This is a genomic window from Streptomyces sp. NPDC057565, from assembly GCF_042801455.1.
Classification (GTDB): Bacteria; Actinomycetota; Actinomycetes; order Streptomycetales; family Streptomycetaceae; genus Streptomyces; species Streptomyces yanii.
In genome coordinates this window covers 528626-545854 of sequence record NZ_JBHVFU010000002.1, presented here as the reverse complement: position 1 = coordinate 545854, position 17229 = coordinate 528626, and the positions used below count along the sequence as shown (strand labels likewise).

General features: G+C 70.7%; 13 protein-coding genes and 2 tRNA genes. 4 read left to right on the top strand and 11 right to left on the bottom strand.

Translation table 11 applies throughout. From position 1 onward, the window contains the following. The first annotated feature begins 41 nt into the window (after positions 1 to 41). The gene (locus ACFU8W_RS06500; protein ID WP_384032761.1) at positions 42 to 1238 is read left to right on the top strand and encodes an NAD(P)/FAD-dependent oxidoreductase; all 1197 of its coding nucleotides are present in this window, start codon (positions 42 to 44) and stop codon (positions 1236 to 1238) included. 255 nt (positions 1239 to 1493) lie between these two features. Here ACFU8W_RS06500 and ACFU8W_RS06495 read toward each other — a convergent pair. Then, a tRNA-Arg gene (locus ACFU8W_RS06495) sits at positions 1494 to 1566 on the bottom strand. 205 nt (positions 1567 to 1771) lie between these two features. Continuing rightward, positions 1772 to 1862, bottom strand: a tRNA-Ser gene (locus ACFU8W_RS06490). A gap of 196 nt (positions 1863 to 2058) precedes the next feature. Here ACFU8W_RS06490 and ACFU8W_RS06485 point away from each other — a divergent pair. Beyond that, complete coding sequence (locus ACFU8W_RS06485) at positions 2059 to 2538, top strand: SSI family serine proteinase inhibitor (protein WP_384033022.1); 480 nt, start codon at positions 2059 to 2061, stop codon at positions 2536 to 2538. Between the two features lie 202 nt (positions 2539 to 2740). Continuing rightward, the gene (locus tag ACFU8W_RS06480) at positions 2741 to 6772 is read left to right on the top strand and encodes a PAS domain-containing protein (RefSeq protein WP_384032759.1); all 4032 of its coding nucleotides are present in this window, start codon (positions 2741 to 2743) and stop codon (positions 6770 to 6772) included. Between the two features lie 73 nt (positions 6773 to 6845). On the opposite strand, the gene ACFU8W_RS06475 is transcribed toward ACFU8W_RS06480, so the two are convergent. The 8 genes from ACFU8W_RS06475 to ACFU8W_RS06440 form a co-directional block, all read right to left on the bottom strand. After that, on the bottom strand, positions 6846 to 8495 hold the full coding sequence (locus ACFU8W_RS06475; protein WP_384032757.1) for a long-chain fatty acid--CoA ligase: 1650 nt from the start codon (positions 8493 to 8495) through the stop codon (positions 6846 to 6848). Positions 8496 to 8875: 380 nt separating this feature from the next. After that, on the bottom strand, positions 8876 to 9520 hold the full coding sequence (locus ACFU8W_RS06470; RefSeq protein ID WP_384032755.1) for a SigE family RNA polymerase sigma factor: 645 nt from the start codon (positions 9518 to 9520) through the stop codon (positions 8876 to 8878). A 181-nt stretch (positions 9521 to 9701) separates the two neighbouring features. After that, complete coding sequence (locus tag ACFU8W_RS06465) at positions 9702 to 10868, bottom strand: lipid-transfer protein (protein ID WP_384032753.1); 1167 nt, start codon at positions 10866 to 10868, stop codon at positions 9702 to 9704. Then, positions 10865 to 11260, bottom strand: a complete 396-nt coding sequence (locus ACFU8W_RS06460; protein WP_384032751.1) for a MaoC family dehydratase — start codon at positions 11258 to 11260, stop codon at positions 10865 to 10867. The genes ACFU8W_RS06465 and ACFU8W_RS06460 overlap by 4 nt, the downstream gene beginning before the upstream one ends. Beyond that, positions 11257 to 12387 (bottom strand): acyl-CoA dehydrogenase family protein, encoded by a 1131-nt coding sequence (locus tag ACFU8W_RS06455; protein ID WP_384032749.1) that lies wholly within the window; start codon positions 12385 to 12387, stop codon positions 11257 to 11259. The genes ACFU8W_RS06460 and ACFU8W_RS06455 overlap by 4 nt, the downstream gene beginning before the upstream one ends. Before the next feature lies 1 nt (position 12388). Next, positions 12389 to 13342 (bottom strand): bifunctional MaoC family dehydratase N-terminal/OB-fold nucleic acid binding domain-containing protein, encoded by a 954-nt coding sequence (locus ACFU8W_RS06450; RefSeq protein WP_384032747.1) that lies wholly within the window; start codon positions 13340 to 13342, stop codon positions 12389 to 12391. Then, the gene (locus ACFU8W_RS06445) at positions 13339 to 14574 is read right to left on the bottom strand and encodes an acyl-CoA dehydrogenase family protein (RefSeq protein WP_384032744.1); all 1236 of its coding nucleotides are present in this window, start codon (positions 14572 to 14574) and stop codon (positions 13339 to 13341) included. The genes ACFU8W_RS06450 and ACFU8W_RS06445 overlap by 4 nt, the downstream gene beginning before the upstream one ends. 211 nt (positions 14575 to 14785) lie before the next feature. Continuing rightward, positions 14786 to 15097: a hypothetical protein gene (locus ACFU8W_RS06440; protein ID WP_384032742.1), complete on the bottom strand. Its 312-nt coding sequence runs from the start codon at positions 15095 to 15097 to the stop codon at positions 14786 to 14788. 274 nt (positions 15098 to 15371) lie between these two features. Here ACFU8W_RS06440 and ACFU8W_RS06435 point away from each other — a divergent pair, with 274 nt between their 5' ends. Beyond that, positions 15372 to 16271 carry a bifunctional DNA primase/polymerase gene (locus tag ACFU8W_RS06435; RefSeq protein WP_384032740.1) on the top strand — a complete coding sequence of 300 codons (900 nt, stop codon included), beginning with the start codon at positions 15372 to 15374 and terminating at the stop codon, positions 16269 to 16271. A gap of 279 nt (positions 16272 to 16550) precedes the next feature. Here the strand turns inward: ACFU8W_RS06435 and ACFU8W_RS06430 are convergent, their stop codons facing one another. Further along, positions 16551 to 16994: a hypothetical protein gene (locus ACFU8W_RS06430; protein ID WP_384032738.1), complete on the bottom strand. Its 444-nt coding sequence runs from the start codon at positions 16992 to 16994 to the stop codon at positions 16551 to 16553. Between the last annotated feature and the right edge of the window lie 235 nt (positions 16995 to 17229).

The window sequence follows — 17229 nt, the reverse complement described above, 5'->3', positions numbered from 1 at the left end:
CCGGTTCAGGTGGCGAACCCGCGCGAGACAGGAGCAGGGAAATGCAGCACCGAATCATCGTCCTCGGCGCCGGATACACCGGAGCCATCGCTGCCGGTCGCCTCGCCAAGCGGCTGCGCCGCGAGGACGTCGCCATCACTCTCGTCAACGCCGAGCCCGACTTCGTCGAGCGCGTCCGGATGCACCAGCTGGCGGTCGGCCAGAACCTCAAGCCCCGGCCCTTCAGCGAGATGTTCGCGGGCACCGGCGTCGAACTGAAGCTCGCGAAGGTCACCGGTGTCGACGTCGGCCGCAAGACTGTCGCCGTCATCGACGCGAACGGAGCCGAGGAGCTCGAGTACGACAGCCTCGTGTACGCCCTCGGCAGCGGCTGGAACACCCAAGGCGTCCCCGGCACCGCCGAGCACGCCCACGAGATCACCAGCCGCCCCGGAGCGCTCCGGCTGCGCAAGCGCTTGGCCGGCCTGGACGCCGGACAGCCCGTGGTCGTCGTCGGCGGCGGCCTCACCGGCCTGGAGGCCGTGACCGAGATCGCCGAGGCCCGCCCGGACCTCGATATCGCCCTCGCCGCCCGCGGCGAGCTCGGCGACTGGCTCGCGCCCAAAGGCCGCCGGCACCTGCGGAAGGTCTTCGACAAGCTGGGCATCACCGTGCACGAGCACACCGCCGTCACCGGCGTGGAGGCCGACCGGGTCACCACCACCGACGGCACATCCGTCCCGGCCGCGGTCACCGTGTGGACCACCGGCTTCGCGGTCCACCCGATCGCGAAGGCCACCGCTCTGGAGGTCACCGGCACAGGCCAGATCGTGGTCGACGGGACCATGCGCTCGGTCTCGCACCCGGACGTCTACGCCATCGGCGACGCGGCCATGGCCATGGGCCCGGGCGACAAGCCGCTGCGGATGTCGTGCGCCTCGGGCACCCCCACCGCGTGGCAGGCCGCCGACGCCATCGCGGCACGCCTGACCGGTGGAAAGCTCCCGAACACGCCGCTCCGCTACTTCAACCAGTGCATCTCACTGGGCCGCAGGGAAGGCGTGATCCAGTACGTCACCGCCGACGACCGCGCCGTCGGGGCGGCCCTGACCGGACGGCTCGCCGCCGTCTACAAGGAGCTGGTCTGCAAAGGCGCGGCCTGGGGCGTCGCCAACCCGACGCTCGGGATGCCGACCCGGCGCCGCCGCATCGTGCAGGAGCGGGCCCGGACGGGCTCGGCCGTCAAGGCGTCGGCCTGACCCGGCCGTCCTCTGCGGGCCTTGGACGACAACTCGGGCCCCGGCCCGGACAGGTGGGTGAAGCCGCGCAGGGCCACAGCCATGTGGCCCTGCGCGGCGAAGGGTCACTGCGGATTCCGGCTCGCCGAGTCGAACTGGGTGCTCGCCCTGGCCTCCTGGCCTCAGCACCCTTTGGCTCCACGGCCCGTCAAACACTGCCGTCACCGCAAAAGCCGGAGGCCCTCAGGATTTCTCCTGAGGGCCTCCGGCCTGCTGTGCACTCGGCAGGATTCGAACCTGCAACCTTCTGATCCGTAGTCAGATGCTCTATCCGTTAAGCTACGAGTGCTTGGCGTTCCGGGCTTTTCTGCCTGGTCGGCGTTGCGGGAACAACATTACATGACCTGCGCCGTCACGCGAAATCCATTACCCAAACCGCCTCTGACCTGCGGAAACTCCATGTTGGGTCATGTCTGCACGCGCCTTCGCGAACGTGCGCAGCACCCGGATACGACTGAAGCCCCGGCCAGTGGCACGGGGCTTCAGTGATCAAGCGGAGGCGGAGGGATTTGAACCCTCGATGGGCTTTAAGACCCAAACCGCATTAGCAGTGCGGCGCCATAGACCGGACTAGGCGACGCCTCCAGCACACCCCGCGCGAACGCGAGTGGTGCGTGCAGATGATGACACAGCTGAGCACTGCCTCACCAATCGCCGCCTACGGTACTAGGCCGTCGGCCGCCAGGGCAAAGCCTTCGGGTTGCGCAACGCCGGAGCATGCGGAGCGTTAGTGATGACGGGGTACCGCCTCTCCGTCTTCCACACGTCCACAGGAGCCCGCATGCTGCGCCGCCTCACCCTCACCGCCGTCACATCCTTCGCGGTGCTGTCCGCCGCCGCACCGGCCGCGACCGCTGCCACCGGCCACCTTCTGCTGCCCCTCCCGCTGCCGGTACCGGCGCTCCAGGGAGACGACGAGGCCCGGACGACCGAGCTGAAGGTCACGGTCTCGAATTCCGGAGACCGTGCCGCCGACGGCGTGTACGAACTGAAGTGCTCCCCCGCCGGCGGCAGCCACCCGGTGGCGCAGCACGCGTGCGACCGGCTCGCGAAGCTGGGGGAGCCCGCGGGTGACGGCAAGGACCCCTTCCGTCCGGTGCCCACCGACACCATGTGCACCCAGCAGTTCGGCGGATCGGCCACGGCCCGGGTCACCGGAACCTGGCACGGGCAGCGTGTCGACGCCGCCTTCGACCGGACCAACGGATGCGAGATCGCACGCTGGAACAACCTGCGGCCGGTGCTCCCGAATGTCCGGTGACCCGACGTGGTCGGGGCCGTCACGGGACACGTCGGGGGCAAGGGTCGTACACGGTATGCACAGAACCTTGGTGAGAGCTCCCCCCATCCGCCGCCGGATGCCCCTCCCCTGCCTTTAGACTCCTCCAGTGACAGCCTGCGGCCCGAGGGGCAAGATGGGCCCGCTGTCGGCAAGGTGCGGTAACCAGGGAGGAAGCGTCGTCGTGAGCAGCAGGCCATCCCGAGGCGCTGCTCGCCTCGCAGCCATACTCGACGCCCTCCCCGACGGGCTCCTGCTCGTCAACTGCAACGGCACGGTCGTCAACGCCAACACCATCGCCCTCGAAATGTTCGAGACGCCGGGCACCGCGCTCGTCGGTCGCGGACTCCTCGATCTGCTTCCGGAGTTCGACTCCAAGCTGATCCCGGGGTCGATGCGCAGGCCCGAGGCAGCGGACGAGCGGGGCCGGACGAAGCCGACGCGGATGATCGCGCGGCGGACCGACGGCAACGAGTACCCGGTCGAGGTCACCAGCGCCAGCCTGGAGGACGGGCAGGCCGCGTACAACGACTTCCAGTCCACCTACAACGGCAGCTACACGGGCGACGAGCTGCTGATGCTCGTCGTACGGGATCTGTCGGGCACCGTCGACACCGAGGCCGAGCTGGCCCGTTCACAGCGGCAGACCGAGATGATCCTGCGTGCCGCGGCCGAGGGGGTCGTCGGCACGGACACCGACGGCCGGGTCGTCCTGGTCAACCCCGCCGCCGCGCAGATCCTCGGCTTCCGTGCCAGCGACCTGGGCGGCCAGGAGCTGCATCCGCTGATCCTGCACTCGCGTGCGGAGGGCGAGCCGTTCCCGTACGAGGAGTCGCCGCTCGCCGACACGCTCAAGTCCGGTCGCAAGCACCGGGTGCGCGGGCAGGTGCTGTGGTCCAAGAGCGGCGCGCAGGTGCCGGTCGATCTGACGACCGCGCCCGTCCGGGACGGGGACCAGCTGGTCGGTGCGGTGATGACGTTCACCGACCGCCGGCCGTACGAGGAACTCACCAACGAGCACACGGCGCGGTTGACCGAACTGACCGAGAGCCACACCGCCGAGGTCACCCGGCTGACCGAGCAGCACACCGCCGAGGTCACCGGGCTGACCGAACGGCATGCCGCCGAGCTGGCCGACCGGACCGAGCGGTCCGCGGCCGAGTCGGAGGAGCTGACCGAGCGGCTCGCACAACTGACCGCCCGGCACGCACAGCTGACCGCCGTCCTCGGCGAGTCGCTGCGCGGGCCGCTGGAGGAGCTGCGCGGCGAGCTCTCGACGCTCGCCTCCGACCCGGCGGGCCAGCTGTGGCCCGAGGCCAACCAGATCCTGCACCACCTGGCCGCCGGCTACGCCCGGATGACGACGCTCGTCGACAACGTGCTCGGCTACCAGCGTCTCGACAGCGGGGCGGAGGCGCTGGTCAAACAGAAGGTGCTGCTCGACTCGGTCGTGACGGCGGGTATCGACGGCGCTGTGGAACTGATCGGTCCGGGGCGCGCGCAGTTCGCGGTGCACGCGCCGCCGATCGAGGCCGAGGTGGACGCGGGGCGGCTGGTGACGGCGCTCGCCCACCTGGTCGCGGACGTCGCCGGGATCGACTCGACCGGCAAGGCGCGGGTGGTGCCGGGCGTCGGCTACGTCGACTCGACGGTGGTCGTGGCGGCGGCGCAGCGCGGTGAGGTCGTACGGATCGAGGTGCGCGGACCGTTTGCCGGGGGCGACCCGGTGCACGAGCCGATCGTGCGCGGGATCGTACGGGCGCACGGCGGCGTGCTGCAGACGCACGAGATGCCGGGGATGAGCGGCAGCGCGTACGTCCTCGAAGTGCCGCTGGGTGCGGGTGCGGGGACCGTACTGCCGCCTCGGACGCCTCCCGTTCCGGCTGCCTCCGAGGAGACCGGGCAGCAGCAGGGGACGTCGGGCGGCGGACGGCGCAGGGCGCGCCGCGCATCGACGGACGCCTTCCTGGAGAGCCCGGTGGGCGGCGGGACGGCCGCTGCGGCGGCCGAGTCCGGTGACACCGCTGCGGCGGAGCCGACGGGGCGGCGCAGGGCGCGTCGTGAAGCGGCGGCGCAGGACGAGCACGGCGGACAGCAGACTCAGCAGCCGTCCGCCCAGCAGCCCCAGCAGTCGCCTCACGAGCTCATCCCGGCCCAGCAGGGCGTGGGATCCGGTCGCAGGCGGGGACGGCCCAGCCCGGCCGAGACGGGCGCGGGTCAGCCCGTGGAGCAGCCGGGGCAGGCGTTGGCGCTGCCCGCGGCCGCGGAGCCGTCCGAGGGGGCGGTGGTGACGGCGGCCGAGGGCGCTCAGGGCGTGGGCGGCCGTCCGCAGCGCGGGCAGACCGTGCCGCCGCAGGGCGTACCCGCCGAGGCGCCCGTGCCGGTGCCCGCGGGCGCTGGACGGGCACGCCAGGGCAACGAGAACCAGCTGGCCCTCCCGGCCCTCGCGTCTGCCCCGGGGCCGGACCGGACCGCGTCCCGGTCCGGCCGACAGCAGACGCCGGAGGGGCAGCAGACCGACCAGACTCAGCATCAGGCGCAGCAGCAGCCGACCGGGCGACGGGCCCGCCGGGCGCTGGCCGCCGCGCAGGACCGAGCCGCCGCGGCCGAACCGGTGGGGCCGCGAACCGCGTTCGCCCTCCCGCCCGCCGATGCCGACCGGATCCCGCCCACGGCCGGTGAGGCGGACGCCTCGCTGCCCGGACGCCACGACGCCGTGGGAACGCCGCAGGACAACCACCACACGCCGCCGCAGGAACACCCCGCACCGACCGGGCGCCGCCGTGCCCGTCGCGCCCCGGAGACGCCCCAGCAGCAGCCCGGACAGCCGGAACCCGCGCAGGAGCCCATGCAGCCCGGCGGACGGCCGGAGAACGGCACCTCGGGACAGGGCCTGGCCGCCCTGAACGCCCCCGGGGACCTGTCCCGGCCCGTAACGGGGCACACCACCGGCACCACGGCCATCACCGCTCCCGCCGGCCCGGCGGAAAGCCGTCCGGACGCCATCGCGCCCGAGCCCGCTCCCGTGGCCGAGCCCGCGGCGGACCCGCGGCGACAGCCGCTGCCCGCCGAGGCACCGATGCCCGCGCCGACGCCGGGGTCCGCCGCCGCACCCGTCTCCAGCGACTCGACGCAGGGGCGCGCGTTCAGCGTGCGGACCCTCGGGCAGGGCGTGCCGTTCGCCCAGCACCTCGCACACCAGCAGAACCACACGCTCGGCGGTGCCGGGCGTCGGCGCAAGCTCGCCGCGCCGCCCGAGGACGAGCGCACCCCGGAGCCGGCCCTGCCGCAGCCGGCCACCGCACCCCAGCCCGGCAACGCGCCCACCACCAGTGCCTCCGGGCAGTTGCTCTCAGCCCCGGCCGCCGAGGGGCGCGCGTACGCCATAGGGGCACCCGACGAGGGCGCCGAGGGGCCTGAGCCGCTGGACGGCCCGGGCGGCGCGGTCGAGGTCGCCAACCGTCCCTCACCGCAGCCGGTCGACGACGAGCTTCCCCCGGAACCGCTGGACAACCCGCGCCGGCTGCTCGTCTGGCCCGCGCCCGACGTCTCCACCCAGCAGGCGCTGAGCGACCGCGGCTACCGGCCGGTGATCGTGCACTCCCGCGAGGAGGTGGACGCTCAGATCGCGGCGTTCCCCGCCGCCCTCTTCGTGGACCCGCTGACCGGGCCGATCACGCGTACGGCGCTGCAGTCGCTGCGCCAGGCGGCCGTGGCGGCCGAGGTTCCGGTGCTGGTGACGGCCGGTCTCGGACAGGCATCGCGGGAAGCTGCGTACGGTGCCGACCCCGCGGTGCTCCTCAAGGCGCTCGCACCCCGCGACAGCGAGCAGCACCCGCCGCGGGTGCTGCTGATCGAGGAGCACGAGGAAATCGCGGTGGCGCTGACGGCGACACTGGAACGCCGCGGCATGCAGGTCGCGTGCGCCGCGACCGACAGCGAAGCGGTCTCCCTCGCCACCCGGATGCGGCCGAATCTGGTGGTGATGGACCTGATGCAGGTACGCCGCCGCCGAGCCGGGATCGTCGACTGGCTGCGCGCGAACGGCCAGCTCAACCGGACCCCGCTGGTCGTCTACACCTCGGCCGATATCAACCGGACGGAGCTGCCGAGGCTCAGCTCCGGCGAGACCGTGCTCTTCCTGGCGGAACGCTCGACGAGCGAAGAGGTCCAGTCCCGCATCGTCGACCTGCTGGCGAAGATCGGCACGAACTGACGCAGTCGTCGTCGCGACGACGGGCGAGGGCGGTACGGGACTTCCCGTACCGCCCTCGCCGTCAGCGCACCGCTCAGAGCTGCGTGACGTCCAGCTCGCCCGCCGCGTACTGCTTGCGGATCACCTTCTTGTCGAACTTGCCGACGCTGGTCTTCGGCACCGCCGGAATGATCGACCAGCGCTCCGGCAGCTGCCACTTGGCTATGCCGGACTCGGCGAGGAACGCCTTCAGCGCCTCGTATTCCGCGGTCACGCCGTCCTTGAGCACGACGGTCGCCAGCGGACGCTCGCCCCACTTCTCGTCCGGGACCGCGACGACGGCGGCCTCGGCCACATCCGGGTGCGCCATCAGGGCATTCTCCAGCTCGACGCTGGAGATCCACTCGCCGCCGGACTTGATGACGTCCTTGGCGCGGTCGGTGAGGGTGAGGAAGCCGTCCTCGCTGATGACGCCGACGTCACCGGTCTTCAGCCAGCCGTCCTCGCTGAACTTGTCCTCGGGGCGCAGCGCCTCGCCGTCCGCGCCGCCGTAGTACGCACCGGCGATCCAGGGACCACGGACCTCCAGCTCACCGGCCGACGCACCGTCCCAGGGCAGATGCTCGCCGCCGGGGCCGACCAGTCGCGCCTCGACCCCGGCCGGGAATCGTCCCTGGGTGATGCGGTACGGCCACTCCTGTTCCGCGGTCAGCCCTGCGGGCGGGTTGGCCATCGTGCCGAGCGGCGACGTCTCGGTCATGCCCCAGGCGTGGCAGAGACGGACGCCCAGCTTGTCGTACGCCTCCATGAGGGAGGGCGGACAGGCGGCGCCGCCGATGGTGACGCGGGCCATCGAGGTCAGATCGCGCGGGTTGGCGGTGACCTCGGCGAGCAGACCCTGCCAGATGGTCGGAACGGCGGCGGCGTGGCTCGGCTTCTCGCGCTCGATCATGTCCGCGAGCGGGGCGGGCTGCAGGAACCGGTCCGGCATCAGCATGTTGACGCCGGACATGAACGTCGCGTGCGGCAGGCCCCACGCGTTGACGTGGAACTGGGGGACGACCACCAGCGTGGTGTCCTTGTCCGTCAGCCCCATCGACTCCGACATGTTGACCTGCATGGAGTGCAGGTAGACGGAGCGGTGGGAGTAGACGACGCCCTTGGGGTCGCCGGTGGTGCCGGAGGTGTAGCACATGGCGGCGGCCTGGCGTTCGTCCAGCTCCGGCCAGTCGTAGCTGGTCGGGCGGCCGGTGATCAGCTCCTCGTAGTCGTGCACCCGCGGCGCGGCACCGTCGAGCACGGAACGGTCACCGGGCCCGGCGACGACCACATGCTCGATCGACGGCAGGTGCGGGAGGAGCGGCGCGATGAGCGGCAGCAGCGAACCGTTGACGATGACGACCTTGTCGTCGGCGTGCTTGACGATCCAGATCAGCTGCTCGGCGGGGAGCCGCAGGTTGAGCGTGTGGAGCACGGCACCCATGGAGGGGATCGCCAGGTACGCCTCGACATGCTCGGCGTTGTTCCACATGAGGGTCGCGACCCTCTGGTCGCCGACGACACCGAGCTCGTCGCGCAGGGCGTGGGCGAGCTGCGTGGCACGGCGTCCCACCTCGGCGAAGCTTCGCCGCTGCGGCTCGGGCTCGCCGGTCCAGGTCGTGACCTGCGACTTCCCGTGGATCGTCATCCCGTGCGTCAGGATGCGGGTGACAGTCAGCGGTACGTCCTGCATGGTGCTCAGCACGGCGTCCTCCCGGTGGGCGCTACGCGGCAGTAAGGTTCCGCTGATTCTGCGCACATACCAAGCGGTATGTCACTACTCCCGGGCAAACGAATCGGTGCCCGTCGACTTCTTCTGCACGCATCGGCGCAGCGCCCGGGGCACGAAAGCCCGGCATTGAGGGCCGGAATCCGCCGGTGACCTCGACGTCTTCCATGCACTCGTCAACTTCGACGGCCTGGTCACCGACGACCGGCACCACAGACGCACAAGCTCAGGGACAGCCCGGATCGCAGGCTCACGCGGGCTCACCGGCTTGCGCGCGCTCAGAGGAACTCACACGGGCTCACAGGCCGGCGGTCTCGCGCGCTTGAGCGGGGTCGCAGGCGGGCGGGCTCGCGGGGTCAGCGTACGGGGGTCAGCTCCGGGTCTTCGCGCAGCTTGCCGAGTGCCCGTGACACCGCGCTCTTGACCGTGCCTATGGACACCCCGAGCACCTCGGCCGTCTGCGCCTCGCTGAGATCCTCGTAGTAGCGCAGGACGACCATCGCCCGCTGCCGGTCCGGGAGCTTCAGCACGGCTCGCCACATCGCATCGTGCAACGACTGCTGCTCGGCAGGATCGGGCGCCGGAGCCCTCTCCTGCTCGGGCAGTTCGTCGCAGGCGAATTCGTCCACCTTCCGCTTGCGCCACTGCGAGGTGCGGGTGTTCACCAGGGCCCGGCGGACATAGCCGTCGAGCGCCCGGTGATCCTCGATCCGTTCCCACGCGACGTACGTCTTGGTGAGCGCGGTCTGCAGCAGATCCTCGGCATCGCTCGGATTCGCGGTCAGTGAGCGCGCGGTACGCAGCAGCACGGGCCCCCGCGCCCGCACGAACGACGAGAACGACGGGTACGGAGCGTAGGGCGCCCGTCCCACATATGAACCGTGCGATCCCGGTGAACCATGCGACGCATGCTGCGTGTGCGACGCCGGCGAGGTGAGCGGCGCGTGTCCGGTGGCGGCAGTGGCTCCCCCGGAGGCGCCCGTGCAGACTGGCGTGGTCATGGGTCCACGCTAGGAGCGGGTGCTACCCGGGGGATCGGCCCCAGGTCCCGAAGCCACGTCCGCCTCAGGTTGTACGGGTAGGGCCGGCCCCACCTCCTGGAGGAGTAGAGCCCGTCATCAGGACTCAGGGTCGCCACCTGAGACAACCACCCGAGACAACGGGCCCGCTCCTGCCCCACGGTCAATCGCCGGTGCCCAGAATCAGTCCGGAGGTAGGCACCCCCGTGCCCGCTGTGACCAGGGTTCTGGCCGCCCCGGATATCTGGTTCACCGATGTGCCCCGGATCTGCCGGACCGCCTCCGCGATGCCGTTCATCCCGTGCAGATACGCCTCCCCCAGCTGACCTCCATGCGTGTTCAGGGGCAGCGCGTCGTCCGCCACGAAGTCGGCGGCCTCGCCCGGCCCGCAGAAGCCGAACTCCTCCAGCTGCATCAGCACGAAGGGGGTGAAGTGGTCGTAGAGAATGCCCACGTCGATGTCGGAAGGGGTGAGTCCGGAGGTACGCCAGAGCTGCCTGGCGACGACGTCCATCTCCGGCAGCCCGGTCAGCCCGTCACGGTAGAAGCTGGTCATCTGCTCCTGCGCCCGCCCTGCGCCCTGTGCGGCGGCAACGATCACCACAGGCGGCCGCGGAAGGTCCCTGGCCCGCTCGGCGCTGGTCACGACGATCGCCTGTCCGCCGTCGGTCTCCTGGCAGCAGTCGAGCAGCCGCAGCGGTTCGACGATCCAGCGCGACGCGGCGTGGTCGGCGAGGGTGATCGGCTTCTCGTAGAAGTACGCCGCCGGGTTGCGCGCCGCATGGCGCCGGTCGGTGACCGCGACATGGCCGAAGGCCTCCGGGGTCAGGTTGTATGTGTGCAGATAACGCTGGGCGGCCATGGCCACCCAGGAGGCGGGAGTGAGGAGCCCGAAGGGGAGGTTCCAGCCGAGCGCCGTCCCCTCGGCGGTGGGTTCCCGGTGCTGCACCCCGGATCCGAAGCGCCGGCCCGAACGTTCGTTGAAGGCGCGGTAGCAGACCACGACATCGGCAACCCCGCTCGCCACGGCGAGCGCCGCCTGCTGCACGGTCGCACAGGCCGCACCGCCGCCGTAGTGGATGCGGGAGAAGAACGACAGCTCTCCGATGCCGGCCGCCTGGGCGACCGTGATCTCGGGGCTGGTGTCCATGGTGAAGGTGACCAGACCGTCGACATCGGCAGGGGTCAGCCCGGCGTCGTCGAGGGCGGTTCGCACCGCCTCGACGGCCAGCTTGAGTTCACTGCGCCCGGAATCCTTCGAGAACTCGGTCGCCCCGATCCCGACGATTGCCGCCCGGCCGCCGAGCGAATCGGCCCTGCGCACGCTCATGCCGGCCCCTCCGGGACGCTGACGGTCACCGTGCCGGTGACATGCCTTCCGAGACCGTTGGCGCCGACGACCCTCACCTCGGCCGTCCCTGCTTCATCGATGGCCGTGATGGTGCCGCTCAACACCATGGTGTCTCCGGGGTAGTTGGGCGCCCCCAGCCTGATGGCGACCTTGCGGAGCACCGCAGACGGCCCGAAGTGGTCGGTGACGTACCGCCCCACCAGGCCATTGGTCGTCAGGATGTTCATGAAGATGTCCGGGGAACCCTTCCGCTGCGCGAGCTCCGCGTCATGGTGCACGTCCTGGTAGTCGCGGGAGGCGACGGCACCCGCGACGATCAGGGTGCGGGTCACCGCGATCTCCAGCGGTGCCAGCTCCTCACCGACCTTCACTGCGATCCCTCCTTCACCAGCAACTCACCCAGTTCCTCGAGCACTTCACTGCCGCATCCCAGATAGGAGTCGAGCTGACGGCCCCAGAGGAAGTGACGGTGGACGGGGTGGTCGAGATCGGCGCCCGTACCGCCGTGCAGATGCTGTCCGGCGTGTACGACTCTCCTGCCGGCCTCCGAGGCCCACCAGGCCGCAGTCAGCGCCTGGGCGCCGTAGGCCAGACCCTGGTCGTGGCGCCATGCCGCCTCGTACGCCGTGACCCGTATCGCCTCGGTGTCCATATGGGCGTCGGCTGCGCGCAGCAGCACCCCCTGGTTGGTGGAGAGCGGGCGCCCGAACTGCTCCCGGGTGGTGGTGTGGGCGACCGCTCGGGCCAGCGACCCGGCGCACACCCCGGCCTGCAATCCCGCGAACGCCGTCCGGCTCGCGGCCAGCACCGCCCCGTACATCCCTGCTCCCGCTGTCTGCCCTGTCTCCGCTTCCGGTTCCCGGCCCGTTCCCGCTTCTGCTTCTGGGTCCGGGCTCGGCTCGGGGTTCAGCTCCGGCCCCGGCCCGCCGAGCCGCTCGCCGGGAGCCCGGTCCAGGACGAGCCGCGCCGCCGACCACGGCGCCGTCGTCTCCACCGGCAGGACCGCCACGCCCGGATCGGCGGTCCGCACGACCCACAGCACCCGGTCCGCATCCGCCACGAGCACCAGGTTCGCGTCCCGCAGCCAGGGCACATAGGGCACGACGCCGCTCAACCGCCCCTCCCCGTCGGTCCGTAGACCGGAGCGTGCCGGAAACGCCCCGGTGGCCACGGCCGTGCCGTCCCGCAGGGGTGGCAGCAGTCGCTCCCGCTGTTCGCCCGTACCGTGGTCGGTGACGGCGAGCAGCCCGTACACACAGCTCGCCGCGAACGGCACCTGCGCGGTCGTCCTGCCCTGTTCCTCCAACAGCAGCACCAGACCCAGCAGCCCGATCTCCTCGACGGCGGCCGTGAGCCCGGCTGCGCACAGCTCCTTCCACAGCTCGGCATCCGTGCCCGACCCTGCGGCGGCCAGTCGCTCATGCGTGGCCAGGTCACCGAAGATCTGCGCGGCGAGCCCCTGTGCCGCGCCCTGCTCCTCCGTGGGCGTGAAGTCCATGTCAGCCCTCGCTCCCACGGAAGACCGGCAGCTCCAACTCGGGGTCCGTACGCAGGAATTCCAGCTTCACCGACATCCCCGTCCGCACCTTGTCGCAGGGCACACCGACCACGTTGCTGACCATCCGCACGCCCTCCGCCAACTCGATCAGCGCCACCGCGTACGGCCCGGCTTCGTCGGAGGCGCTGAAGGCGGGGAAGGGCGGGTGATGCATCACGACGTGACTGAAGACCGTGCCCTCGCCGCTCGCCTCGACCGTGTCCCACTCCTGGCAGCCGCAGGCATTGCATCCCGGGAGCCAGGGAAAACGCAGGGTCTCGCACTCCCGGCAGCGCTGGATGAGAAGTCTGTGCTCGGCGACGCCCTGCCAGAAACCGGCGTTGTCCCGGTTGATCACCGGTCTCGGCCGCAGACTCCGGCCGCCCTGCCTCAGCCCTCGCCCTCCACCCCGCTGCCCGTCTTTACCCCCTGCGGGCGCGTACTTCAGGATCCGGAAGCGATGCGTACCGGCCGGTTCACCGGCCGCTCGGACGTCCATCCGCGTCGTGATGAAATAGCCCGTCCCCAGCTTGGTCGTCTTCCGCTCCGACACCGACTCGATCACCGCATCGAAAGTGATCCGGTCCCCGGGCCGCAGCGGACGCAGGTACTCCTGCTCACAGTCGGTCGCGACCACCGAGGTGTATCCGGCACCGTCGAGCAGGCCGAACAGCTCGTCGTACGCCCCGGACCGGTCGGTGTGCCCCGACAGACCGCCCATCGTCCACGCCTGCAGCATCGTCGGCGGCGCAATCGCCCCCGGCCCCACGTACGCGGGATTCCCGTCCCCCATCGCCTCGCACCAATGCCTGATCATCGGCTCGTTGACCAGGTCCTTGCCGACACCGGCCGTAGCGGACGCGCGCCCTTCGTACGCCTTGAGCCTCCCGTACAGCTGGTCCGCTGTGTCCGTCACCGCTTCCCCCTCTTCATGCCGAGTCGCATCGTCGCGACGATCTCCCGCTGCACCTCGCTCACCCCGCCCCCGAAGGTGTTGATCTGCGCCGCCCTGTTCATCCGCTCCAGCTCCCCGTCCCCGAAGGAGCCGGGCGATCCGCCCCTGACCATCCCGGTCTCGCCCGTGATTTCCTGGCACATTCGATACACCTCGACGGCCGATTCGGTTCCCACGAATTTCACGCCGCTCGCGTCCCCGGGGGCCACCGAGCCCGCCCCGACGTCCCCCACCAGACGCCAGTTGAGCAGGCGGGTTGCCGCCAGTCGGGCATACGCCTCGGCCAGCCGGGACCGCACCCACGGCTCGTCAACCGGACGCCGCCCCGTCACCGGATCGGGGGTCCGGGCGAAGGCAAGCGCCGCCTCGTAGAAATCCTCGGCCTGCATCCCGATCGCCGCGAGGGCCACCCGCTCGTGGTTCAGCTGGTTGGTGATCAGGCCCCAGCCACCGTTCTCCTCGCCGACCAGGTTCGTGGCGGGCACCCGAATCCCGTCGTAATAGGTGGCCGTCGTGGTCAGTCCGCCCACGGTCTCGATCGGGGTCCAGGCAAATCCCGGCGCGTCCGTCGGAACCAGGACGATCGAGATGCCCCTGTGCTTGGGCGCATCCGGATCCGTACGGCAGGCGAGCCAGATCCAGTCCGCGTTCTGCGCATTGCTGGTGAAGATCTTCTGCCCGTCGATCACCCAGTCGTCGCCGTCCCGCACCGCCCTCGTCCGCAGCGCGGCAAGGTCCGTGCCCGCCTCGGGCTCGCTGTAGCCGATCGCGAAGACGAGGTCCCCGCTCAGGATCCGCGGGAGGAAATACTCCTTCTGCGCCTCGGTCCCGTACCTCATCAGCGTCGGGCCGACGGTGTTGAGCGTGACCATGGACACGGGTGCGCCCGCCCGGTACGCCTCGTCGAAGAAGACGAACTGCTCGTCGGGTCCGCGGCCCTGCCCTCCGTACTCGACGGGCCAGCCGAGCCCGAGCATCCCGTCTCCACCGATGCGCCGCAACAGCCGACGCTGTTCGACCGGGCCCTCGAGTGCCGCCGGAAGCCTGGACTTCCCGCCCGCCCCAGGAGTTCCGTCCGCCCCGGGGGCACCGTCGGCCCGAGCGGTCGGATCCGCCCCGGAGATCACATCGCGGAAATACGTGCGGAGTTCGGCGCGCAGCTGCTGCTGACGTTCCGTCGGGGCGAGGTGCACGGCGCGGCCTCCCGGACGCGGGGGTACGGATCAGGGTTTCTGACTGTCCGTCAGATGCCTGATCGCTGTCAAGGTCGGCGACGGCCGAACACTCCCGCCCCACCCTCCGGAACGCCAACAGCCTGCGCAAGGAAACCGAAGTGTCCTTGCGCAGGCCGCTGTTCACCTCGTCGCACACCGGCCCCCCGACCGGCCTGCGGTGGCCCCCGGCTCACCAGAGACTGGTGAAGTTCACCGCGACGCTCCTGGTGGACTGATCGATCACAGTGAAGGCCGAGCCGTTCACCTGCGCCGAGTTGCTCCGGTTCGACGCCCCGGAGCCGGTGGCCTGCTGCTGCGACGTGGACGAATTACCGAAGTTGTCCCCACCGACTCCGCTGCCGCTGATCGTCGCAACACCCGCGTTCGACCCATCGGTCGCGAACGAACCGTTGTCGGCCTGGGCAACGCCGCCGAAGAGAGTGGCGGCGAGAGGCAGTGCGGCAACGGCGGCGAGGGCGCGAGCGGTACGGATGCTTGCCATGTCAATTCCTCCAGGAACCGGAAGTGCAGCTTGTTCCAAGGCGGTTGGCCGACAGCCTCGGTTTTGGTCACGACGTCGCGAGACCAAAGTTGCCCACCGAATCCCCGACGAACCACTCATGATCCGCGATTCCCCCGCAAGCATGAGGAACACCCGATAAACCTCCCCCACACCCTCAAAGCACCGGTTCACACCCCCACGCCTGGATCGCACCACGCGATCCCGCGCACCCCATCCCCCTTCCCTTTCTCGAACACCTGTACGAAAATGAAGTATGGCCATCACCGACCGGCAGACCGCCACCCTGGCCCTCGCCCACGCACTCTCCGCCGCCGAGCACGGGCTCCCCGTCATCCCGCTGTCCGCCACCAAGCTCCCCGCCCTGCGCTCCCCCCACCGCGGCGACGACCGGCCGGTCGGCTGCCGGGGAGCCTGCGGCCTTCCCGGACACGGGGTCCACGACGCCACCACAAACCCCGCCGCCGTACGAGCCCTGTTCGCCGCCGCTCCGTGGGCCACCGGATACGGCATCGCCTGCGGCCGGGCCCCGCACCACCTCATCGGCATCGATCTCGACATCGACGCCTCCGGCCGCAACGACTCCGCGGCGGCCCTCCAGCAGCTGGCCCTGCACCATCTGTTCACCATCCCGCCGACCGTCACGGTCATCACACCGAGCGGCGGACGGCACATCTGGCTCACCGGTCCGCCCGGGGTGCCCGTACCGAACTCCGCCAGCCGCCTCGCCCCCGGCATCGACATCCGCGGCGCCGGCGGCTACCTGGTCGGCCCCGGCTCGGTCACCACCGGCGGCACCTACCGACTCGCCCCTGGCGCCGCCGATCTCTCCCCGGCCCCCTGCCCCCGCGCACTCCTGCGGCTGCTCACACCCCCCGCGCGCCCTCACCACCCCTCACCACGCCCCCACCACGGCCGGGGCCTGGTCCAGTTCGTCCTCGCGGCACACGAAGGACAGCGCAACACCCGCCTCTTCTGGGCGGCTTGCCGTGCGTACGAACACGGCTTCGGCGACGCCCTCGCGGATGCCCTCACCGGGGCCGCCATCCAAACGGGCCTCACCGAACACGAAGCCCGCGCCACCATCGCCTCGGCCGCTCGCCTCACCTCCGGCCGCCCCGCCGGTCCGGAGGGCAGCCCCGACCGGTCGCCTTGACCGGGCGTGCCGGGCAGGCACACAGAAGGGGCGCCCGCTCGGACGAAGAACGGTGATGATCGGCCGGCCGTCTCCGGCGACCTTTCAACCGTCCTGCAGCCGAAGTCTCTGCGCTGCGAGATCGTGGACGACAGGGACGGACCTGTTTTCCGCGTGGGGGGGGAGGCGACCGTCAGTGTCTCTTGACACCGGCGGCGGGAACAGCCTGCCGCAGCCGACGAGGGCAAACCCCACGGGGTCGCCGCCCCCGGCGGTCCATACCTGGTCCACTGGGTCGGCTCAGTCGCCGGAGTAGCCCCAGAAGCAGATCTCCTGTGGCTCCCCCTGCTCGTCATGGAGCACGGCGCACCGCCCGTACCAACGCCAGTGGTCGAACTCCTCGAACCGCGGAACGTGAGCACGGGTGGGCTTCCTCGTGCCCAGGACACGCAGCGCCTCCTCCTCGGTCACCTGCTTCATCGTGCAGTAGTCCGGCTCCTCGTCCGGTCCGATGATCCGGAAGATGTCGAGGATCGAATGAGTTCCGGTTTCCTGGACGATCTCGTCAGCCCAGAGCTCCTCGATGGTCTTCGGCCACGGCAGACGTTGCTCGGCGGGTCGCCAGTCGGCGCCCGAGACCCAGTAGTAGTTCCGCTCCTCGAAGACCTTCCGCCGCAGCCCCTCGAACGCCCCGACGAGATCTTCCTGATACGGCACGGAGTAGTCCCATCCCGACGCGCCCATATGCCGTCCCCTCCCCACACAGCTCTGCCAGAACGGCCGGACGCTAACAGCGGCCACTGACACCACTGGCCGAATCAGAAGAGGGATGGGAACCGGGCTGGAGCTACTTCATGAGCCGGAAGCCGGGCTGCCTGGCCCGATCCCTCAGAAAGAAGAAACTTTGGACAGCTCACCCCTTCGGCTGCTTCGGCCGTCGGGCAGCGGGACTCTTTGCCATGCTTCGCCCTTCCACGGC